The organism is Paenibacillus sp. FSL H3-0457, assembly GCF_037981725.1.
Classification (GTDB): Bacteria; Bacillota; Bacilli; order Paenibacillales; family Paenibacillaceae; genus Paenibacillus; species Paenibacillus amylolyticus.
In genome coordinates this window covers 1,157,332-1,178,660 of the sequence record NZ_CP150283.1, presented here as the reverse complement: position 1 = coordinate 1,178,660, position 21,329 = coordinate 1,157,332, and the positions used below count along the sequence as shown (strand labels likewise).

Here is a 21,329-nt window from a genome sequence, read left to right as displayed (position 1 = left end):
CAGTTCGAGGGGGATTTCTACCCGGCACTTCACTTGGCGACTTGCTTGCGATACTCGCGGGGCGATATCCCCGTCATCTGTTTGAATACGGTTGTAAAATAACTGGAGTTATCGAACCCGGTCAGTTCCGCTATATCTGCCATGCTCTGCCGAGTGCTGTGCAGCAGTAGCTTCGCCTTATCAATTCGGCGCTTGCTGACATATTGGCTGAAGCCTTGTCCTGTTTCTTTTTTGAACAAATGGCTCAAGTAGTTGGGTGTCACATGAACATGGGCAGCCACGGCCTGCAACGTGCATGTGCTGGAATAGTTCATTTCAATATACTGTATAACACGTGTAACGACATGATCCTGCTGTTCCTGAGTTAGCCGCATCAGCATATCCACCCACTCTTCGCTCTTGCATCTCGCCCAAGCGATGACTTCAGGTATGGTATGAATCCAGAGCAGTGGATCTGGGGCAGTGGAGTCCATACCACCGGATTCCTGAAGCTGAAGCTGTTGTACCAGTAAGTCCGTCATGACCTTCATAAGCATATGAATCTCCGCTTTGCCTTGTGACAAGCTCATCCCGGACGCTTCTTCTAGCAACATCTCGATCCGATTCATTATCGCTCCGAATTGATGGTGGAGCAGCAACGAAGTCAGTTCCTCTCGCAATCTCTCGGTACGGTCCACCTGGCTGTATTGTTCCCTGATCCGAATGTCGGACTGTTTTCGGCGATATCGTTCATGTGCCTTTTGTAACACCTGACATGCTTCATCGAGCGAGAACGGCTTTAACAAAAATTCAATTGCCCCATACCGGATGGCACGCTGTGCATATTCGAACTCACGATAACCTGTCAAAATGATAATCATAATGTCCAGTCCACTCTCGTGTATGCGTTCCGCCAAATCTAGACCATCCATCACAGGCATGTTGATGTCCGTAATGATCAGATCAGGTGTGTAGCTGTGTACAGCCTGTATCGCTTCTTCTCCATCGGCCGCTTCCCCAACGACCTCCCACCCGAGGGGGTTATTGCGAACCAGATGAATCAGACCCTGACGAAATAATGCTTCATCATCCACTACGAGCATACGTCCATTCAACAGAACCTACTCCTCTCAGTCACCTGAATTTCCCGGCATAAGTCCTCACCGATCTGATAAGGCAAACGAAGACGTACTAGCGTACTCTCTCCCACAGTCGACTCGATCTGTACACCGTAGGGTTCACCGTGAATCAACTCAATTCTTCGAAGTACACTCCGCATGCCAATGTGCTGACGTTCCTCATCTGCATGTGCCACTGGCGTCATAATGCGTTCAATGACCGATGCGTGCATGCCGCAGCCGTTATCTGAAATTTCAATGATGAGCAGATCCGGCTCTCCTTCATGCCCGTTTTGCCGCGAGCCACGAATCTCCAGATGGCGGTTGTTCCTTTTGTCCGAGAAGGCATGAACAAAAACATTCTCCACGATGGGCTGAAGCAACAGCCGGATCACCTGACAGCGAAACAATTCAGCAGGAACGGCAATTTCAATCGACAAGGCTTCCTGATACCGGGCCTGCTGAATCTGCAGGTAGTGATCTATTTGCTTCATCTCATCCTGAACGGTCGTCAGTTGCTGCACGGGTTCCAGCGTATACTGCAGCATCTCGGACAAGGCAGTGACCAGGCGAGCCGATTTCTCATCACCAAGCATATAGAACTTCCAGAAAAACATGCTCAAGGTGTTATACAGAAAATGGGGATTCAGCTGGGCCTGAATAGCTTTGAGTTCAGCTTCTTTTTCACTGAGTTCGCGCTCGTACACTTCATGTATAAGCGTATCAATCCGGGAAGCCATTGCATTGAATCGTTCACCGATGAAACCGAGCTCATCCCGTGTCTCGATCCGTACCCGTGTATCGAACTGTCCATCACGCACTCTTTTCATCGCGTTGACTAGACTCGCAAGTGGACGCAACAGTCTGCCGCTAATTACGGTAATGATGAACCAGGAGCATAATATGCTGGCTACCGCAGAGAACACAGCAACTTTTACAATAATCTTTCCCTTGTTCTGAATCTGAGCCAGTGAGACCTTGCTGACCAGGGTGAAGCCCGCTTTGTCTGACGTTTGCTTCGTATACAATTGGGTTGTTCCCTGCTCGTCCCTGATCTCCGTCGCCCCTAGGCTTAGCTCGGTAAGTGGTGGTGGATCCGCATCCTGATTATGAAAGGCATATAGAAGCTCACCATCTGCGTCAAACAAGTAGACAGCAACTTCCTCATTCAGTCGCAGATCTTTGAGATACGATTCGAACAACGAGGTGTTAAACAGAATTAGCATGACGCCATAGGTCTCCAGATCAACAGACCGCATTAATCGTCCCGCCAGAATCCAATTGGATTGTTCCTCCTGCAAGAAAGCATCCGGCCCCAAACGATTCCAACCATATTCGCCGCCCGTTCCTTCCAGTCTATGAACCATCTCTGCCAGATAGGAAGGATCCATCTGTTGAAATGAGCCAGCAAAGGCGCCGAGATTAAATATGTTATCCTTCAGGTCATATATGCGGAGCCCCATGATCTCCGGTGCATCCAGCCTTACCTGATACAACTGATCATCCAGTTCATCTTCCAGCTTCATCTGATCGTAGGACGAGATGCCAGAGGTCTGTGCTTTGATGGCATTTTTTACGGAGGGATTCAGTGTGATATAATCGGTGACTTTATACATGTCGTGTACCCTCGAATCCAGACGTGCAAGAATCTGCTCTGCGGTAAGACTATACTGGCGACTGACCTCTTCATTGAACAGGTCGATATGGATGCGATAGGTGATCAACCCTGTGATTCCGGAGATTAAGACCGTTGCGGTAGATAAAAACAAGATTAGCTTCGTTTTAAATTTAAAGCGTTTACAAAAGTTCATCCACCACATCTTTCACACACCTCACCTATATTCCGTACATGTCTTACTCCTAAAAACATATCATACACCTATTGGAAAAAACCAGAAAAACCCTGACCCCGCTTCAAGCGGTAGTCAGAGTTTGAAGGCATGTGATCCAGACATGTTACCGGGATGTCCCAGATTAACTCTGGATCACGGCATTTTTATTCCCCGTAAATCTCTTTGACCCGTTCTTCTTCATTGGTAGACAAGAGAACATTAAGCAACCCCATGGCATTATTGGCATCGGTTCTCGTCGTCTTGTACATCTCGGCAAACGCCGCTTCATCCTGCTCCGGGTCCATCGCAGCAAGCTTGCCCCATGACGTGCGTGCTTTGTCGTATAGCGTACTCAACGTAATGTCACGCGGATGCTGTGCAACAGGTGCCATGGATTCAAATTTCGCTGTGACCCTGAAGAAATCCATCGAATCCTGGAATGATGTACTGCTATAATCCTTATTTTTCATCGCATCTTCGGTAATCAGCAGACCTTCACGGGCGATAAACAGTGTTTTCACCAAGGCACGCTCCAGATTGGTTGCTTCTTCCCAAGTTATATAAGATTCATCAGGTGCTTGTACGGTTGTGAAAAATGGAAAGGCATCATCAATTAACCGCTGCGAATCGGAATGAATTGGAACCTCTGCATTCATGTCCACAACGGCATCACTATAGTTGGCCACATTAATATTTTTGGAACCTTCCTCACTAACCCGACGCACCGGATGATCATTCAGGGGAATACGGATATAACCGAGTTTATCCGCATACTGCTGCTTCAACTCTTCCAATGTGGAGTCCTTTCCAATCTTGCCGTCGTCAGCTGAAGAAGCTTCTTCTGTAGCTGAACCTGTCTCCTCACTCCCATTCAAACCGGTTGCTGCGGTTTCCGTTACGGTCGCATTTGAGCTACTTGTCTCTGACGAAGCAACTTCTGTACCGGAAGCAGACTCCGGCGATGACGTCTCTTTCGCTCCGCCACCACAAGCTGTCAGAATCACTGCCAAACCAAGCATAACTGTGAACGTCTTTATCGTATAATTCCATTTCATCGTATAATCTTCCCCTATCGTATGTATATTCCTGAGAACCATTAACCTCTGGCTCCAAGACTTGAACACCTACTTACAAAAATATCCTTTCATATAACATGCTTGATTCACACAATTGGACATGGTCTACATTCTATCATAAGTTAAAAACCGGTTGTATACGACGATATACCTGTGTCTAAAGCCTTTTACTAGGCACGCATTAACTACCACCGCAACACAAAAACACTGCCGCCCGTATGGACAACAGCATTCGTGAAGCGTAATTATTTGATACCTTTAGCCTTCTCCATATGCTCTGACCGAATCTGAGGATCGGTGGAATTAACCGATGATAACAGAGCGTAGATCGCCTGAATATCTTTCTCTTGAAATACGGTTTCGGGAACCTCACTCTCAAGTCGTTCCGTCTTCCGCTGAATCGTTTCCACCAATTCATGATCGTAGATGATCAGTTCATCCGAATTCACATACCTCACAGCAGGATCAACACTGATGCGGCAACGGTTGGTGAAGGTCACCATGGAGACAAGACGTACTCTTTTGTAGTCTCCGAGGTGTGCATGAATGGCTTCCACATGTGCACGATGCTGCATAAGTGGATTGTACATTTTGACCCGGCTGCTGCTGACCGACCAATTGGCCTCTCTTCTTCCGCCGCGAATCTCACCTGTCGTCAGATTTCGAGTTTCGATTACAAAGATTGCCCGAGGGCCGATCACGACATGATCAATCTGCGAATAACCGGAGCGTGACTTCGGATTGGTAACGAGCAGGTCGTTCAGCACTTTATATTGACTTGGAAGACCTATCAGCTGATCTGCTGTACTAGGCTCCTCCGGCTGGCGTATCCAATCCCCTTCCGCTTTTTTCTTGCGCTTACTACGGACCATACGCGGGGGAATGGTTGTCGTTGATGGTAACGCTGAAGCGGAGGCTGTAATCTGGTTCGCAAGCTCTGGTTGTGTCTTGAACAGAGACAGGATTTTCTTGAACATGGGCAAGCTCCGTTCTATTATAGTGTGGGTTACGGGTGACCATTACAGGAGGAATAACATCCTTTGGCACATTCATTATGTAAACTTCTATTACTTATGTCGGATAAAGCGGGGTAAAAATAAAGGGAAAACGATCAAAATCTCTCCAATAAGCAAAGTACATATGAACATTTAACCAATTTCGTGACTTTAGACGCATAAACAAGCCGCAAAATTGAAAAAAACAGCGCAACCCTTTCCTGAATAGAAAAAGAATACGCTGCTGTTCTCTTGATGTTAAGCCTGAAGATAATAGGTGTAGAGCACCTGAGTACCCTTCTCTTCCAGACCATTATTCGCTATTTCCTGATACAGAGATTCGGCCAGAGCCAGACCAGGCGTTTTCATGCCCATCGCTTTTGCAGACTCTAGTGCAATTCCCATGTCTTTGATAAAATGTTTCACATAGAATCCAGGCTCATAATCGCCTGCGATCATGCGCGGACCGAGATTGCTGAGTGACCAGCTTCCGGCTGCACCGGTAGCAATACTCTTCAGCACGGTCTCCGCGTCCAGACCAGACGTCTTGGCATAGGCGAGTGCTTCGCATACGCCCATCATGCCAGAGGCAATGGCAATCTGGTTGCACATTTTGGTATGCTGCCCGGCTCCTGCCTTGCCTTGCAGCACAATGTTGGTGCCCATCTGCTCAAACAGCGGACGCACGGCTTCAAAGGCCTCCGAACTACCACCAACCATAATGGAAAGCTTGGCGTTCTGCGCTCCGATATCACCGCCCGACACAGGCGCGTCCAGTGCATGCAGTCCTTTGCCTTCCGCAGCTTCAAAGATTCGTGCAGCCAGTAACGGACTGGATGTTGTCATATCAATCAGATATGAACCCGGTTTGGCACTGGCTACGAGACCATCCTCACCGAGATAGATCTCCTCTACATCTTTCGGATACCCCACCATCGTTATGATGACATCACACGCGGCAGCCAGTTTGCCTGGTGTGTCATGCCATACGGCACCTTCCTTCACCAATGCTTCCGCTTTGGCAGCAGTTCGCGTGTACACATGCAGCGGATATCCCGCTTGCTGGATGTGCCCAGCCATGCTTTTACCCATCACGCCTGTACCAATAAAGCCAACCTTTGTCTCTCCAGGTGCCTTCGTTGTAATTGTCATCGCAGGTTTCCTCCCTATTTCTCTATACTTCGCTCAGTGCTTGTCTTCGACATTGCTATATCTGTATGTTAAAGCTTTCTACGTAGTCCGTCCATATCGCTTGCAGCTTTCTGTGAAAAAATCTGAAAAAGGAATCAACTTCCTGTATGCTGTACAACCTAACGGAAACTTCCTTCATTGGAAAGGAGGATTCGCATGAGTCGTGAAAAAGGTCAAATTACCATCTGGTTATCCTTTTCCATCATTTTATTAAGTGCCGGACTGGTCTGCCATGTCTTGTCCATCCCAGCAATTCTCGAAGCTGGCGGCAGAGACGGATGGTTGTCTGTCGTGGCGGCTGGGCCTTTTTTCATGTTGTTTCTATGTATGATGTACATCATTATTCGTCGAGTACGCGGACAGCGATTAACAGATTGGATTACCCGAGAATTCGGGGCGGTACCTTCCTGGATCTTCCGGATCTCCGCTTCCATTCTGCTATTCACGCTTGGCACACATACGTTGTATGAGACAACCAACTGGACCGTATCCACGTATCTTCAATTCACACCTCCTTATGTTCTGGCAGGTGGCGGAGCACTGGTTGCTGCGTGGGCAGCGGCTAAAGGCATACGCTCCATTGCGATGACTTCCAGTCTGCTGCTGCCCTTTGTCATTTTGCTAGGTTATTTTGTAATGTCCGCCAATATGAAATACAAAGACTACAGTCTATTGTTCCCGATTATGGAGAACGGCATGGGTCCCGTGTGGCGGGGCATGATCTACTCTCTTGCCGGGCTTATGGAAATTTGGATTCTTATGTTGTTCCAACATGAAGTCAAAGGCAAAATTCGTTGGTGGCATGTTCTGATCCTTGGCGTGTTTATGCTCAGTATGGCGATTGGTCCCACGATCGGAGCCATCGTGGAGTTTGGCCCAGAAGAAGCAGCCAAACAACGAAACAGTCCCTATGAGCAATGGAAACTTGTGAATATAGGCAAACTATTGCAACACGTTGATTTTCTATCCATCTATCAGTGGCTTAGTGGTTCCTTTGCAAGGGTCGCCATATCCATGTATCTCATCGTGGATCTGCTGAATTTCCGTAGACCGAAGAAACGATATATCGCGATTCTCACCATTACCGTCATCATGAGCTTCATGGCGATGCAATGGTGGCGCATTGATTACGTGGATTATTATGTGGACCATATTCAGTTCCCGGTCATGCTCGCTTATGTATCCATCGTTACCGTAATATTGACCATTGCCGCATTAATCCACAAAAAGGACAAGGAGGCTCCCAAACGTGCCGATCTCAACCCAACCCAAGAATAATCCTGACGTTGAACCGTTCCGAATGAACGAGCATAACCTGAATACCTTTTTTGCCGGATCTGATGATGTCATCATCAATAGTCATATGATCGGAGAACCTCCGATGCAACTCCTTATGACCTATTGTAGCGGTATGGTAGATAGTGAAGCGATCTACGATATTATTCTCCCGGAACTCAAACGAACATATGAAAATACACACTTTATCCGTACATCCGACATTGAAAAGTGCATCAGCCTGGATTGGACCCGAATGGATCTGAAAGACCCGGCATATGGCACCGAACTGATGTCTCTCCGTGTTTTTGAAGGCCATATGTTGATCTGTATTCCTTCCCTGCAAACCATGTGGAGTATTGATATATCTAACATCCCTACTCGAACACCGGAGGAATCGACCACCGAAGTTTCGATCCGCGGGGCAAGAGATGGGTTCATTGAACCACTTGCCGTCAATGTTGCCTTGATACGCACCCGTCTGCGTACGAACCAACTGGCCTGCAATATCGAACTGATCGGTACACGTTCTGCAACCAAGGTGGCATTGATGTATATCAAGAATATCGCCAATCCGGAGCTGATAGAAGACGTTCAGGATCGGTTGCGTAAGATTGAGACCGAACGCATCTTGACCGCCAATGAACTGGAAGAATTGCTGTCACCTTCGAAAATTACTTTGTTTCCCGTCACCCATTATACGGGCAGGCCTGACTTTGCTGCAGAATGTCTCCTGAATGGACGTTTTATCCTCATTGTAGACGGCAATCCCAGCGCCATTATTGGACCAGTCAATCTGTTTCTTTTGCTCAAATCACCGGAGGATGCCAGCTTTCCCTTCTTGCCTGTGAACGTAGGAAGGATGCTACGCTTTCTTGGCCTGATGATCACCGTGTTCCTGCCCGGCTTTTATATTGCGCTGACATCCTTTCATATGGATCAGATCCCCTTTCCTCTAGTCGCAACGATCTCGGTTGGACGCATGGGACTTCCGATGGAATCGGGAATGGAGATGTTTCTCATTATGCTGCTGATGGAGCTGTTCCGTGAGGCAGGGGTACGTTTGCCAAGTGCCATCGGCCAGACATTAACTGTCGTTGGAGGTTTGATTATCGGTGATTCCGCCATTCGAGCCGGCATGGTCTCTCCCCTCATGATTGTCATCATTGCAGTCACCGTTGTAGCTGGAGCAACCATTGTGAATCAGGTCATGACCAGTTCTGTGCTGATCCTGCGGTTCCTTTGTTTTGTCCTGGGGGCATCGCTCGGCATCTATGGGTTCATCCTGTCGTTGATTCTGTTCCTCATCTACCTGACCGATCTCAAATCATTTGGCATCCCGTATCTGACGCCGCTAACACCACTTCATTTCAAACAAGCGATAGCTTCATTATTCAAACTGCCAAAAGGGTTGGGTAAACGCAGACCCGTCTATCTTGAGACCCAAGAACCGCGCAAGAAAGGAAACGGACGATGAAACACTTGTTACAGCGATGTTTGCTGGGTCTGTTAAGCCTGTCGATGTGCGTGATGACGAGTGGATGCTGGAGTGCCTTTGAGATTCAACAGGTGGACTACGCCAAAGCCTTTGGGATTGATTATAAAGACGGTATGTATCACCTGTATGTTCAAACACTGGATTTTGCCAGTGTCGCCAAAAGTGAAAGTTCAACCAAAAGTGCCGAGACACCGCCTGTATGGGTTGGACATGCCGAAGGGAAAACCATGAGTCTGGCGCTAAATGAACTGTTCCGTACGGCTCAATTACACATGGCATGGGGGCATGTGACAGCCATCGTTATGGCCGAAGGTGTGCTCACCAGCAAACACATCAAAGAAGTGTTCGATATGCTGGGACGTTTCCCAGAATCCCGTTATACAACCTGGGTGTATGGAACACGCGAGCCACTGGAGAAAATCCTGAGTGCAACGTCCATCTATAATATGTCACCCTTGGATAGCATTCTTCACAATCCGCTCCCGACGTACCTGGAAGAATCGTTGTACCCGCCTGTCCTTAGCTTCAAACTCATTGCAACACATAATGATCCGGCTACAACGACGTATCTGCCGAGTATTGCATTGAACGATACCCAGTGGGCAGAGAACGAGAAGAAACATGATTTGTTTCTGGTGGAAGGGGCCTTTTTCGAGAAGACTGGCTATGACTTTGAATACTTTCCACGCAGTCAGCTTCCCGGTTATCACTGGCTAATCAAAGACATGCGGCGGGCCCCTCTACTTGTCCAGAAGGATGGAACGATCTACGGGGCGCTCAGTGTAGGATTACCAAAGATCAAAATTAAACCTGTCATTCAGGGTGAAGACGTTACGTTCAACATTGATGCCCACTACCTCACTGCCCTGTACGAATACCTGGTGCCCACCTCTTATGAGGAGATGATCCAGATTAGTGAAGTGAAGTTGCGGGAGCAGATCATGCAGACCTATCGTCACGGCCTTGAGCGTGGTGTGGATATTTATGGTCTTCAGGAGAAGCTGTATCGCAAAAATCCGAAACTCTGGCGTAAGTTATCAAACAATGGCAGCAAGATGATGCTTACCGAAGACTCGATTAAAGATCTGAAAATCCATCTCACCATCCCATATACAGGGAAATATAAAAGGAAAGTGTAGCCAGAACGCGAAACACCCCTTGTCCGGTATGCAGCCGGATAAGGGGTGTTTGTGTAGATGGAGGTAGTTCGTTTGCAATTAAAATCATGCGGATCTATGACTGCGAAGTTTCCATTCCATCAGCCAGCCTGCTTCCTAATCCTCACTATCGAGAGATGAGTAGATGACGTGACCTTCGTCGTTCAATCCTTTTATGTCCCATATCATCTCATGAATCGGCTGCTGGATTACCGCATACCACAACCTGCCGCTGGATTGATTGGAAGACGATTTCACGATTTCCGCTTCCAACCGTGAAGGTGCCAGATTTGGTTCGTAGCGAATATGCACCTGGGTAATGTCAGCATCGTGGAGATACCCGTATATAATATAGATCATTTTGCCTTTAGACTCCTCGTATCCTGATATATGAGAAGAAAGCGGCTCGACCGGATTATCCTGCAGACCACCGCCCATTCTGGCCAGTTCGGAGAACCACATCTTTTGCTGGATCAAAGCAGGAGTCAGGTTATTCGTAGTGAGATCTTGATATAATACCAATTGAGTTCGCGTTTCAATAGTTGTAACTAGCTTTACCTGTTCTGGGGGAATACCTTTTTCGCTTAAGATTGTGTCGATGTCCTGCGGACCACAAGAGCGTATCAAAAACAGAGCGACCAATACAAAGAACAACACGTACGCTACCCGTTGACGGTTGCTTGTCTTGGGCATAGATTAACCTCTCCTTTAAATTGAATCTCTATAAACAATTAATTATCGTAGAAATGGTATGTCAGATAGTACTGCCCCGAAGTAATCTACCAGCATCCATGCCAACGGCCGCCTTCTCTCAACTAACTTTCACTTCTTATAATAATGCATCACCCGCAACCGAGTAGTCAGGATTAAGGTCTGAGGAATGAGCACAAAGACAATATACATAAGTACAATTAACCATAGATGTGCGGCAAAATTCTCCGCACCAAACGATGGTTTCGGACGCTCAATCCAATACCACCAACACGGGATGGCAATAAACCATGTCAATCCTGTCGAGACGAACAAGTCTTTCACATCGCTCCACAGAAAGCAGAAAACCGCGATGAACAAAATAGGACCTGTCCAAGAATCCAATATCGGGCCCCAGCTCTGGAAGACAAAGATAATGGAAGGATATAGAAGATTGATGGTCCAGCGCCATATGTTATTAGTATAAAGATTCATATTGCTTCTCACCTCATTACATAACGTTGCAATTGTAACTTCACTTATTGGGGTCATTTGCTACATTACTATCACTTTGATTATCCGTAGCCAAAAGTATGTACGCTCCATTTGTAAAGGTTATTATGGGAAATAAATGAACAGATGAAGCATGATTTTGGATATTATAGCTCATACTACCTTCAGGAAATTATCGAAGGAGTGACAGCATGAGGTTAAAAAGTATCATCGCCGTTGGAGCCGTGTTAACCTGCTCAACTCTGTTATGGGGCTGTGGCAATGGCACTGCGAATAATGCTTCCCAGCAACAGAATGACACCGTTCGATCGGAGAGTTGGAGCGATCCCAAACGACTGGAAGCTTCTCATCTTGAGGCACTTGAGCGCATGGAGAAGGATCACATCCACCGAATGGTTTCGCTTAGCGCAAGTACAGATGGAGACAAAGTGATGACCACACTTGAACGGTCGAGCCAAAAGTTGGAGGAAATGAGACCACTCGCCGAAATGCTCCAACATGAAGGACATCCGGCATTATTACAGCGAATTCAAGACATGTCCGGTGATATCCAAGGTTCCAAATCCGTCATTGCTGAGATGAAAAAATTGCCTCAGGACGGTAAAATTAAGATCCAGTCCGAGAATTCTGATTCCTTGCATCACATCAGCAGCTTCCGCGATTACCACCAGTATATTCAGGGACAAGTGCAATCTTTAGACGGTAAATCTACGCAAATGTCCCATTAACCCTAAAGATAGCTCAGAGAATCGTTACAGTCGGAATACGATAATCCGATGGTTAACGGTTCTTTTTTATAAACTTCATAATGTCTCCCTCTTCGCTACAGCTTCATTCCACCCACAACGATACCCAGATGAACATGCTAAATAACAAAACTGGTGCAAGTGCGCCCGTGGCTAAGATAATCCAAAGTGTCGCGGGTTTGATCTTTTGGCAGTATGCATCGACCTTGCGCATCCGATCTTTACGCCACTTGGCAAACTTGAGCCGTCTGATCATCCGATTGAGAACTATTTTCCGCTGCTCGCCCTCTTCGAATTCATCGATCGCACACCGCAACTCCTCGTATAATTGAGCCTCTTCCTGACCAGCCACTGAAGGTGTAATCATCTGACCCTTCCTCCCATAAGAACAATATTGAGATATAGCCTCTCACCTATTCAGACCATCATCAATACGCCTGTATTCTAATCACTACCTACCTAGCTAACTAAACCACTACTTAAATAACACATTACAGACCTTCAAAGTTTGAAGTTTTTTCAAAAAATGAACAATTCAAAAAGCCCGGGCATAGCCCGGACTTCGTTGAATTATGTTAGAATAATTTATCTGAGTGCTATTTAGCTCGCGTTAGCGATCAATGCATTCAAGCATACCGCACCCTGTGCGCGCACATTAACAACAATGATTGGCGTTTCCAGCATGTCGTGCATCCAGGACATATACTCTTCTACTTTTTCGTTCGGAAGGATCGTCAGAATAACCCCTGCGAATCCACCACCATGAATACGACAAGCGCCATCACCCAAGTTTTGCAGATAATTCTCGGTCAGTGCCAGCGCGATGCCAATCTCTTGCTCTTTCACAGCACCACTCTGATATACATTCTGCAGCCACTTCCATGACGAATTACCGGACGCCGTAATCAGTTTCAGGAAATCAGCAAAACGTCCATCACGCAACGCCTGAACCTCACCATCGACACGATTATTTTCCTCCAGGAAATGAAGCGCACGCAGCACGGCACGATCTCCAGCCGCTTCACGAACCTTCTTGAGGTTGGCGTAGATTGCGTCTGCCGTAATTTCCCGAACATACTCACTGCCCAGCGCCTGAGCAACCACTCTCATCTCATTGGGCACAGCCGCGTAATCTTCCGTCAGATCGGCGTGGTTGCCACCAGTGTTCACAATGACCAATGAGTAACCGTTCTGTTGGAAATCCCATTGAACAGGCTCGATAACCGGCTGTGCAGGATTCTCAAAATCAATTGCAATAAGTCCGCCGTACGCACAAGCCATCTGATCCAGCAGACCGGAAGGTTTGTTCCAATAGTGGTTCTCCGCATACTGACCGATTTTCGCCATTGTCACAACATCCAGTGCACCGTCATTATAGAAATGATTCAAAATCGTACAGATCAGCATCTCAAATGACGCCGAGGAACTCACTCCGGATGCCGAGAACACATTACTGGAGAGATACGCTTGAAAGCCGCCTACCTTATATCCGAATTCTCCAAATCCCGCAGCCATACCACGAATCAATGCTGTTGTGCCATCGTCTTCTGTATTTGGCGTGAGGTCCGTGAGATCGATTACATATTTCTTTTCATAACCTTCTGAGTAAAACGTAATAACCGACTCCGAAGTTGGTGCTGCCACTGCAATCGTATCCAGCGTAATGCTGCCTGCGAGCACTTTACCATGGTTATGATCCGTGTGATTACCGCCAATCTCGCTGCGTCCTGACGCGCTGAACAACTTGCTTCCTTCTTGTGCGCCAAAGTACTCTTCAAATGTTGCGTTCAGCTTTGTGTAACGTGCTGTCTGTTCCTCTACTTGTGATTGTCCATACATTTGGGCAAGCAGCGCTTGGCCCTCCGTGGATTGGATCAGATTCAATGGTTGTGTCGTCATTAATAATCCTCCTATGGATATGCAGCTTTTATTTTTAGACTATTGGTGAACATGGTTTTCGCGTCTGTTTCATGCCTTATTCCTCTCCCATTATCTCAGCTTCGTAGCGGAAAAGGTAGGGTAGAATTGAAAGTTTGTAAGCGTTTTGTGAAGTTATTTAATGTAAAAATAGGATTGAAAACCATTTTGTAATAACTTAAATTGGGTTTAAGTGAAAACACATTATTTTCCAACCTCAAAGTGGGTATACTTAACATCTTATTGGTGGAGGGAACGATGAAAATTAAGTCGAACTATACCAAGTTATTCGGTGCATTTTCGCTTACCTTTTTGGGTGATGGACTTACACTTGCTGCGGTTCCTTGGCTCATATCAACCCTTACGAGCGATACGCTGTATGCTTCTGTCACCATGACGGCACTTCGTTTACCCTGGCTACTATTCAGTCTTCCTGTAGGTGTCCTCATCGACCGTTACTCACGCAAACATATGCTGATTGGCGCAGGTTTTACTCGAATGCTCCTTCTGCTTGGACTGACGTTATGCATCTGGGGAGGATGGGTGAGCATTCCGATTCTGGCACTGTTCATGTTTGGTATTGGCCTGAGCCGAGTTGTATTCGACAGCACGGTGCAGACGGTCATCCCTCAACTGGTAGATGAGAGTAAATTGGAAAAAGCGAATGGGCAGTTCACCGCCGGACAGTTAATCACAAGTGATATTCTGGGCGTTGCCCTGGGAGGGTTCATTATCACCCTGCATATTGTTTTTCCTTTTGCCATAGACGCCGTAACGGCTGTAGTTGCTCTGCTTTTTTTAATCAGTTTGAAGGGAAACTTCTACCCAGGGGATACGGAAACAACCAAGAAGGAAGTTCGCCCGATGAAAAATTGGAAACGTGAGATGTGGTCCGGTATTCGATATGTCTATCATGATCGTTTTCTCCGTGGATTAGCCATTCTGTCTGTCACCATTACGCTTATGTATTCCATCATTCTGTCTACTCAGATCTTTTTTGTACGCGATGTGCTTCAGTTGGATGCTTTTGCATTCGGTATTCTCATCTCCATTGCAACAATCGGTAGCATCGTGGGGAGCCAGGCTGTTGCTTATATGCGTAAGAGATGGAGTACAAAACAATTGATTATTTCCTCCATTCTGTGCATGGGAATCATCTACGGTGTGGTGGGTCTTACTACAAATGCATATATGGTAGGCGGCCTGTATTTCTGTGCTGCATTTTTCATTATTGTCTATAATGTTACCCGTTCCTCCATCCTGCAACGTTCCGTTCCTAATGAGATGCTTGGCCGGGTCGGAAGTGTGTTTCGCTTTCTATCCTTTGGGATTAGTGCTATTGGTACGCTTCTCGGCGGATTATTGGTGCGGGTTAGTGAAACGACTTTTGATCGCGTATTCTCGCTGCAACTCCCTTACCTCTTGTTAAGCCTGATCTATATCCTGTCTGGTCTGATATTCGCAATGAAGATGAAGAATCACTCAGAGAGCCAGCAGCGTAACATCAACGCTTGACTGTGACGTTAGGTCATACTTGATAATGATCTCAAGCTTACATGAAGGAGAGATTAAGGATGAAGATCACCGCGTTACGTTCAGATCAAATCTATGAGGAGATCATCCAGGCTGCACCCGATGAGAAATTGGAGTTATACCGCGAGCGAATGATGAGTCCATTCATGAACAAATGGAACATTCAACAGATCCCGTTTCGCTCAAGCGAACCTAATGGCTTCGATGTGATCATGATGAATAACTTTATGAATATCGCTCCCGCAGATATCACACCTGAGATTAACGAATTGTTAGCAGCGATCTCCTCTGAAGCATTTTGGCAACAGTGTCATGAAGCTGTTTGTACGAGTCTATCCACCTTTACAGATCACGGGATTGAGCTATCGGTCTCCGAATATCTATATACGATTTTATTAGGCGACAAGAACAGTCCTTCACTCACCATGAACGAAGGCATCAGCGGAGATGGTGGAATCCCGGGTTATATTATTGCAAACCTGATCCCCAATAGCTATACTCTACCTCGTATGCAATCCGTGTTAGCCCATGAATGCAATCATAACGTGAGATATCAATATATCCAGTGGAATCCACAGATTACGCTTGGCGAGATGCTTGTTAGCGAGGGGTTGGCTGAGAGTTTTGCGACATCCCTGTATGGAGAAGAGTTGCTAGGCCCCTGGGTAACCAAAACGGATATGGAGACATTGAATACCGTAATCAAACCAAAGATGAAAGACCAGCTGCATGTCACCGGTTTTGACCAGATTAATCCGTATCTATACGGCGATGAACTTGCAAGACTGCAAAATTTCACTCCCGTAGGTATGCCCTACGCGGCTGGCTATGCCTGCGGTTATCACTTAATTCAATATTATCTGAACAAAACAGGTACACCGATTACCGAAGCAACTATCACTCCGGCAAGTGTCATTCTTGCTGAAACAAAGGACTTTTGGAATGAAGACACCCTATTTCACCGTTAAAGATATCATTCAGATTACCGGCGTAACCAAACGCGCATTACATTATTACGATAAAACGGATCTATTGAAACCGAGCAAAGTCGAGGACAATGGCTATCGGTATTACGATCAAGAGGCACTCGGGAATCTGCAGATGATTCTCTTGTTCAAAGAAATGAATTTCTCCTTGAAAGACATTGCAGCCATGATGCAACTTTCGAAAGAAGAACAGAAAGATATCCTAAGAGAGCATCGCAGCACACTCGTTCAACGCAAACAAAAGCTCGAAACCATCATCGACCAGTTGGACGAGTATGTGGATGGGACGGATATCTCTCATCTTCATCTGTTTGACGAATCTTCCATCCTTTCCATTCAAGAGCAATATGAATCCGAGGCGAAGTTCATCTATGGAGACACCGAGAAATATCAGGAATTCGAAGCTAATGTGAACCAACTGTCTGTGGAAGAACAAGAAAAAGCCTACCAGCAGTTCTCGGTCAACATGGAGCAGGTATTTCGGGAATTGGCGAAGCACCAGAATCTGTCTCATGCTTCTGGTGAGGTGCAAGCGTTAGTGGGTGAATGGAAGAGTTGTCTGGAACAGTTCATGGTCTGTGATGATGAGATTCTGAGATGTATCGCAGAAGCCTATACGACGGATCGTCGCTATGCGGGTTATTTTGATCAGTTTGGTGATGAGAATTTTTTGAGGTTTTTGTATCAAGCGATTATGGTTTATGTGGAGGGTGGAGTCATATCAGCTGTGAAAGATATTAGATAACCTCCGAAAGAACGCACAGAAAAACACGGAACAATGGTACTATCAATTAAACGCCCATTATGTAAATGATCTATCCATCACTAACCCATGGCTAGAGCACCTTAGCCATGGGTTAGTGATGGATATTTTAATTTTTAGAAATGTTTTTATCTGAACTCACCAGTTAAATCAACTCCGTCAAATGTAGCCTTTGGATAATAATAAACAAACATCGGTAGGCCTGTGAATGAATCAGACTTATTTAAGGTAAGGAAATCCACTTTGCCAGACGATGTCTGGCTTACTGTATTGTTATAGATTTTACCTATTGCTCCAGTTTCAAAATTTACAATACCCACACAATCAATTTTAACTTCTGCTCGGATGTTTCTTTTTATGCCAGCTGTGTCCCATGCGTCCATATAGAAATTCCAACTATTTTTACCGAATCCGTTATCGTATTCTACATAACCAGTTAAAGCTAATGTTTTATTGTTACCTGTGAAAAATTTCTTTGAGACCGAAAAGACTGATACGTCCCCTTTATTTTGAATATATGTTATATTATTGTTTAAAGCTGAGTTTTCTTTTAAATATTGTGTATCTTCGTCAGAAAATGGTTCGTTCACTTCATACTTATCTAGTATATTTTGTATTTTTAAGGCTGTATCTTCCTCACCTGTACTGGCGTGGGCTGAATTAGTAAAAAGAACGGAAATGGATATTGAAACCAAGAATAATGTCAATAACATACTGATCTTCTTCACTTCTAATACCTCCTAAAAATTATTATGAAAGGGGTTTCGACAATGCACATTGTGTGGAATAATATACTTATTCTCGTTGTTAGCCTTCTTATCTTAGCTGGACTAGTTTCTGGCACAATCTACTTTTTAATAAAAAATAGGTCTAAATAGTTCACCTCCTTATGACGATAACACTTCCATATATTATATATTATTCAATAAATTATAGTAAAACCCTCTTTATAAAATTAATAATATTTTATCTTTTATATTGATATATTTGTTGTTCGATCTCTCTACAATTATTAGACTGTTCCCCTATTCGAATAATATAAGTGAACTACAAAAGGCTAATTTCAAGAAAGCAAAAAGCGTACCGCTATTCCACTGGTACGCTTTTTGCTTTCTCTTCTTGGTAAATTTTTATTTGCCAAGTAAAATTCCAATTTGACTGACTGTATAAGAGCTTCTTCTCTACTTACCTGTTCCCCGCTCAAAATACGCATGCAACCGATACAGACAAATCTCCTTCGTCCAGCGATACAGCAGCGCCCGTTCATTCGCATTCTCCACCAGCACATTCAGCGAGAACACGCCATCCTCGAATCTTGTCAGGCTACCCTTCGCCCCGCTCCACATAGACATCGGCATGTTGATAATCAGTTTCTCAATCCGCGTTGCCGTCTTCTCATTCCATTCCCAGAGCGCTAGCTTGTCCTTATCCGAAAAGTCTTTCCGTTTCCGGTATTCCTTCTCCGTCAAATACGTATGGAAAAAGCTTGCCATCTCCTCCGGCGTGATCGGGTCCATCCAGTGGGCTTCGCCTCGCTCCAGCATGTACAGCAGCACGATCATTTTGTAGCTTTTGTTCATGAGTGTCTTCTCTACATCACGCAGCCACGCCTCATGCCGGACGTACACCGCTCCCTCAGTCGGGGACAGCAACTCCGCCCAATAGAGAAATCCAACATAGGAGCCAAATTCGTTCCGGTACCCGATACTCTTCGAACGTCCCATCAGATGCAGCTCCAGATACGTCGGAATACGCCCCAACTCTCGTTTCACATCCAGAAAATCCTGATGCAACTTCTCACGACGGGGCAGACGTTTGCGGCTTAGCTCCTGAAGCAGGTTCACCACCTTCGTCTCCAGATGAATTCCACAGTTAGCCGGAACTTCCGGCACAGCCGAATCCCGATCTTTCGCGGTTCCTTCCAGCTCCCCACGCACATCCAGCAGACTCAGTTTCACATCCGCATTTCGGTAGTTCCCGATCAGGTCGATGATGACACAATGTGATTTGCCTTCCGCCAGCCGTAGGCCGCGCCCTACCTGCTGGGTGAACACGGTGAGTGACTCCGTTGGACGCACAAAGAGAAGCGTGTCTACACGTGGTATATCCGTTCCTTCATTGAACAGATCCACCGTCAACACAATCTCCAGTTCACCCGCATCAAGCTGGCGAATGGCTTCCTCCCGGGACATGTCCGATGTGCGCGAATGTAGACTGAGCACCTTCACCCCCTGACTGCGAAAATACGCAGCCAAATAGTCCGCCTGCCGGATCGAGGAGCAAAAGCCAATCGTTCTAGTCTGCTTGTGCCGCCGCCAGGCTTCATAAATGGTCTCCACATGCTCCTCTTGCAACTGAACAGCCATAAGCTGTTCTTCATCATACTTCGTCCCGATCCAACGGATCTGCGAATAGTCCGTATCGTCGAATACTCCGTAATATTGAAATGGAGCCAACCACCCCCTCCGGATCGCTTCAATAAAGTGCATCTGGTAAGCCACATTCCCGTCACAGAGCGCATACACATCCTTGCCATCCAGCCGATCCGGGGTAGCCGTGATGCCCAGAAGGAACTTAGGCTGAAAATGCTCAATCACCAACATGTACGTCTTCGCCGCCGCATGATGGAACTCATCCACCACGATCAGATCAAAGGCATCCACCGCAAATCCATCCCGATGCTTCTGCATACTCAGCGTAAAGATTGAAGCATACACACAATCCGCGGTTCCATCCTTGTACTGTCCGTTATATATCCCATGACTGCGCCCGGGCATGATCCGTTGAAAAGATTTTTTCGCCTGGAACAAAATCTCTTCCCGATGCGCCACAAACAACACTCGCTTGAACCGCTCCGCGAAGAAACCCGCCAGATATGTTTTACCAAGCCCGGTCGCCATGACGACCATCGCTTTGTCGTACTGTTCCTCCATCGTGCCATGGAGTGCTTCGAGCGCATCCAACTGCGCAAAGCGCGGCTGAATCGGGGCAAGCGACAACTCGGCGGCTTCTTCCTCTTTGTCCTCAGGTAGACCTGTGCCAAAATCCGCTTCTTCCATCTCCGTGATCCGCTGGATCATCTCCGGGTTCTTCTGGTGATACTTTCGGTACTCTTCCTCATACAGAGCAATCGAATCCGGGTTCACCGGCAAGGTTGTCTCGTGGTAGAAGCTCTGCATGAACTTATCCAAAGCCGACTGGAACGTATACGGCTCCGCCTCCGCATTCATCGCCAGATTCCATTCATATCCCGTCCTCAGCGCAGTGAACGAAAAGTTCGATGAACCGACGATCAACAATCCTTCACCGTTGTCATGATCGAACAGATACGCTTTCGGGTGAAAAGAAGTGCCCATACTTCGCCACAGCCGTGTCTCAATTCGGGGATCAACCTCACACAGCGCCCGCAATCCTTCTGGCTGTGTTATGTACAGATAATCTCCCGCGAGCATCCGCACCTCGGCCCCACGCTCCGCCGCCCGCTTTAAGTGCGGGGCCAGCAGTTTCACCCCGGACTGCATAATAAAGGACGTCATAATATAAATCCCGGATGCATGCTGCATCCGGGCAATCAGTTCGTCTGCCAAGTTATCTGTAATGAGTTTTACGTTAAGCTTCGTCGACATCGATCAGATACACCCGTTCCTGGAATCCACCGCGCTCCTCGGCTTTGTCTGCCCGAAGCTTATCCAGCTGAGCTGCATTCACACCGTGCACCTCCGCCAGTGCCCGGATGACCTCCAGCATGTCGGCTAGTTCTTCCAATGCTTCCTGATCACTCGCTGCATTTACGTACTCATCCGATTCTTCTTGCAACTTCGTTCTTAACTCTTGCTTATACTCCTCCGGGTCCAGAATACGTGTGCGGCATTCCTTGCCACTGGATGTGATAATATGCGGAATCTTGTCCCGCACCAATTTGTTGTATGTAGGCATGTGGTATAACATCCTTTCTGCTGTTGAAGTTTTCGAGCCTTCGTGCCAGAATCTCCCTTCTTGCCATTATACCATTTGCTATGGAGAGGGATCGATTGATTTTGTAAAGTGGTTGGGATGGAAT

19 protein-coding genes are annotated in these 21,329 nt (G+C 46.5%); 7 read left to right on the top strand and 12 right to left on the bottom strand.

What is annotated here, in order from left to right:
- Nucleotides 1–29: 29 nt before the first annotated feature.
- The 5 genes from MHH25_RS05290 to MHH25_RS05270 all read right to left on the bottom strand — a co-directional run bounded on the left by MHH25_RS05290 (nucleotide 30) and on the right by MHH25_RS05270 (nucleotide 6,152).
- Complete coding sequence (locus MHH25_RS05290) at nucleotides 30–1,094, bottom strand: response regulator (protein ID WP_340019390.1); 1,065 nt, start codon at nucleotides 1,092–1,094, stop codon at nucleotides 30–32.
- Nucleotides 1,091–2,866 carry a histidine kinase gene (locus MHH25_RS05285; RefSeq protein WP_340019389.1) on the bottom strand — a complete coding sequence of 592 codons (1,776 nt, stop codon included), beginning with the start codon at nucleotides 2,864–2,866 and terminating at the stop codon, nucleotides 1,091–1,093. Before MHH25_RS05285 ends, MHH25_RS05290 begins: the two co-directional genes overlap by 4 nt.
- A gap of 227 nt (nucleotides 2,867–3,093) precedes the next feature.
- Nucleotides 3,094–3,984 carry a hypothetical protein gene (locus tag MHH25_RS05280; protein WP_340019388.1) on the bottom strand — a complete coding sequence of 297 codons (891 nt, stop codon included), beginning with the start codon at nucleotides 3,982–3,984 and terminating at the stop codon, nucleotides 3,094–3,096.
- Nucleotides 3,985–4,250: 266 nt separating this feature from the next.
- The gene (locus tag MHH25_RS05275) at nucleotides 4,251–4,982 is read right to left on the bottom strand and encodes a nuclease-related domain-containing protein (protein ID WP_076319386.1); all 732 of its coding nucleotides are present in this window, start codon (nucleotides 4,980–4,982) and stop codon (nucleotides 4,251–4,253) included.
- A 276-nt stretch (nucleotides 4,983–5,258) separates the two neighbouring features.
- Nucleotides 5,259–6,152 (bottom strand): NAD(P)-dependent oxidoreductase, encoded by an 894-nt coding sequence (locus MHH25_RS05270; RefSeq protein WP_340019387.1) that lies wholly within the window; start codon nucleotides 6,150–6,152, stop codon nucleotides 5,259–5,261.
- Between the two features lie 195 nt (nucleotides 6,153–6,347).
- On the opposite strand from MHH25_RS05270, the gene MHH25_RS05265 reads away from it, so the two are divergent.
- Genes MHH25_RS05265 through MHH25_RS05255 form a run of 3 tightly spaced genes read left to right on the top strand, consistent with a single transcriptional unit; the run spans nucleotide 6,348 to nucleotide 10,103 of the window.
- Complete coding sequence (locus MHH25_RS05265; RefSeq protein ID WP_047841796.1) at nucleotides 6,348–7,469, top strand: endospore germination permease; 1,122 nt, start codon at nucleotides 6,348–6,350, stop codon at nucleotides 7,467–7,469.
- Complete coding sequence (locus MHH25_RS05260; RefSeq protein ID WP_340019386.1) at nucleotides 7,441–8,943, top strand: spore germination protein; 1,503 nt, start codon at nucleotides 7,441–7,443, stop codon at nucleotides 8,941–8,943. The genes MHH25_RS05265 and MHH25_RS05260 overlap by 29 nt, the downstream gene beginning before the upstream one ends.
- A complete protein-coding gene (locus tag MHH25_RS05255; RefSeq protein WP_340019385.1) occupies nucleotides 8,940–10,103 on the top strand; it encodes a Ger(x)C family spore germination protein in 1,164 nt (387 codons plus the stop codon). The genes MHH25_RS05260 and MHH25_RS05255 overlap by 4 nt, the downstream gene beginning before the upstream one ends.
- A gap of 135 nt (nucleotides 10,104–10,238) precedes the next feature.
- Here MHH25_RS05255 and MHH25_RS05250 read toward each other — a convergent pair whose 3' ends face one another.
- On the bottom strand, nucleotides 10,239–10,814 hold the full coding sequence (locus MHH25_RS05250; RefSeq protein ID WP_340019384.1) for a hypothetical protein: 576 nt from the start codon (nucleotides 10,812–10,814) through the stop codon (nucleotides 10,239–10,241).
- Nucleotides 10,815–10,943: 129 nt separating this feature from the next.
- Complete coding sequence (locus tag MHH25_RS05245; protein WP_340019383.1) at nucleotides 10,944–11,306, bottom strand: hypothetical protein; 363 nt, start codon at nucleotides 11,304–11,306, stop codon at nucleotides 10,944–10,946.
- Between the two features lie 209 nt (nucleotides 11,307–11,515).
- Between MHH25_RS05245 and MHH25_RS05240 the strand changes: the two genes are divergently transcribed.
- The gene (locus MHH25_RS05240; protein WP_340019382.1) at nucleotides 11,516–12,052 is read left to right on the top strand and encodes a hypothetical protein; all 537 of its coding nucleotides are present in this window, start codon (nucleotides 11,516–11,518) and stop codon (nucleotides 12,050–12,052) included.
- A 103-nt stretch (nucleotides 12,053–12,155) separates the two neighbouring features.
- On the opposite strand, the gene MHH25_RS05235 is transcribed toward MHH25_RS05240, so the two are convergent.
- Nucleotides 12,156–12,437, bottom strand: a complete 282-nt coding sequence (locus MHH25_RS05235; protein WP_340019381.1) for a hypothetical protein — start codon at nucleotides 12,435–12,437, stop codon at nucleotides 12,156–12,158.
- 233 nt (nucleotides 12,438–12,670) lie between these two features.
- A complete protein-coding gene (locus MHH25_RS05230; protein WP_340019380.1) occupies nucleotides 12,671–13,969 on the bottom strand; it encodes a galactokinase family protein in 1,299 nt (432 codons plus the stop codon).
- Between the two features lie 276 nt (nucleotides 13,970–14,245).
- Here MHH25_RS05230 and MHH25_RS05225 point away from each other — a divergent pair, with 276 nt between their 5' ends.
- Genes MHH25_RS05225 through MHH25_RS05215 form a run of 3 tightly spaced genes read left to right on the top strand, consistent with a single transcriptional unit; the run spans nucleotide 14,246 to nucleotide 17,251 of the window.
- Entirely contained in the window at nucleotides 14,246–15,502 is a 1,257-nt protein-coding gene (locus MHH25_RS05225) for an MFS transporter (RefSeq protein ID WP_340019379.1), read from the top strand.
- A 59-nt stretch (nucleotides 15,503–15,561) separates the two neighbouring features.
- Nucleotides 15,562–16,488: a DUF2268 domain-containing protein gene (locus MHH25_RS05220; RefSeq protein WP_340019378.1), complete on the top strand. Its 927-nt coding sequence runs from the start codon at nucleotides 15,562–15,564 to the stop codon at nucleotides 16,486–16,488.
- A complete protein-coding gene (locus tag MHH25_RS05215; protein ID WP_340019377.1) occupies nucleotides 16,463–17,251 on the top strand; it encodes a MerR family transcriptional regulator in 789 nt (262 codons plus the stop codon). The genes MHH25_RS05220 and MHH25_RS05215 overlap by 26 nt, the downstream gene beginning before the upstream one ends.
- A gap of 146 nt (nucleotides 17,252–17,397) precedes the next feature.
- On the opposite strand, the gene MHH25_RS05210 is transcribed toward MHH25_RS05215, so the two are convergent.
- The 3 genes from MHH25_RS05210 to MHH25_RS05200 form a co-directional block, all read right to left on the bottom strand.
- Nucleotides 17,398–17,997, bottom strand: coding sequence for a hypothetical protein (locus tag MHH25_RS05210; RefSeq protein ID WP_340019376.1), 600 nt, complete (start codon nucleotides 17,995–17,997; stop codon nucleotides 17,398–17,400).
- Nucleotides 17,998–18,450: 453 nt separating this feature from the next.
- On the bottom strand, nucleotides 18,451–20,895 hold the full coding sequence (locus MHH25_RS05205) for a DEAD/DEAH box helicase family protein (protein ID WP_340019375.1): 2,445 nt from the start codon (nucleotides 20,893–20,895) through the stop codon (nucleotides 18,451–18,453).
- Complete coding sequence (locus MHH25_RS05200) at nucleotides 20,879–21,205, bottom strand: nucleoside triphosphate pyrophosphohydrolase (protein WP_338591330.1); 327 nt, start codon at nucleotides 21,203–21,205, stop codon at nucleotides 20,879–20,881. The genes MHH25_RS05205 and MHH25_RS05200 overlap by 17 nt, the downstream gene beginning before the upstream one ends.
- Between the last annotated feature and the right edge of the window lie 124 nt (nucleotides 21,206–21,329).

Bases quoted from the DNA above. Each gene is read 5' to 3' on its own strand.
- MHH25_RS05280 (WP_340019388.1), bottom strand. From the start codon at position 3,984: ATGAAATGGAATTATACGATAAAGACGTTCACAGTTATGCTTGGTTTG.
- MHH25_RS05275 (WP_076319386.1), bottom strand. From the start codon at position 4,982: ATGTTCAAGAAAATCCTGTCTCTGTTCAAGACACAACCAGAGCTTGCG.
- MHH25_RS05270 (WP_340019387.1), bottom strand. From the start codon at position 6,152: ATGACAATTACAACGAAGGCACCTGGAGAGACAAAGGTTGGCTTTATT.
- MHH25_RS05265 (WP_047841796.1), top strand. From the start codon at position 6,348: ATGAGTCGTGAAAAAGGTCAAATTACCATCTGGTTATCCTTTTCCATC.
- MHH25_RS05255 (WP_340019385.1), top strand. From the start codon at position 8,940: ATGAAACACTTGTTACAGCGATGTTTGCTGGGTCTGTTAAGCCTGTCG.
- MHH25_RS05250 (WP_340019384.1), bottom strand. From the start codon at position 10,814: ATGCCCAAGACAAGCAACCGTCAACGGGTAGCGTACGTGTTGTTCTTT.
- MHH25_RS05245 (WP_340019383.1), bottom strand. From the start codon at position 11,306: ATGAATCTTTATACTAATAACATATGGCGCTGGACCATCAATCTTCTA.
- MHH25_RS05240 (WP_340019382.1), top strand. From the start codon at position 11,516: ATGAGGTTAAAAAGTATCATCGCCGTTGGAGCCGTGTTAACCTGCTCA.
- MHH25_RS05235 (WP_340019381.1), bottom strand. From the start codon at position 12,437: ATGATTACACCTTCAGTGGCTGGTCAGGAAGAGGCTCAATTATACGAG.
- MHH25_RS05230 (WP_340019380.1), bottom strand. From the start codon at position 13,969: ATGACGACACAACCATTGAATCTGATCCAATCCACGGAGGGCCAAGCG.
- MHH25_RS05225 (WP_340019379.1), top strand. From the start codon at position 14,246: ATGAAAATTAAGTCGAACTATACCAAGTTATTCGGTGCATTTTCGCTT.
- MHH25_RS05220 (WP_340019378.1), top strand. From the start codon at position 15,562: ATGAAGATCACCGCGTTACGTTCAGATCAAATCTATGAGGAGATCATC.
- MHH25_RS05215 (WP_340019377.1), top strand. From the start codon at position 16,463: ATGAAGACACCCTATTTCACCGTTAAAGATATCATTCAGATTACCGGC.
- MHH25_RS05205 (WP_340019375.1), bottom strand. From the start codon at position 20,895: ATGTCGACGAAGCTTAACGTAAAACTCATTACAGATAACTTGGCAGAC.
- MHH25_RS05200 (WP_338591330.1), bottom strand. From the start codon at position 21,205: ATGCCTACATACAACAAATTGGTGCGGGACAAGATTCCGCATATTATC.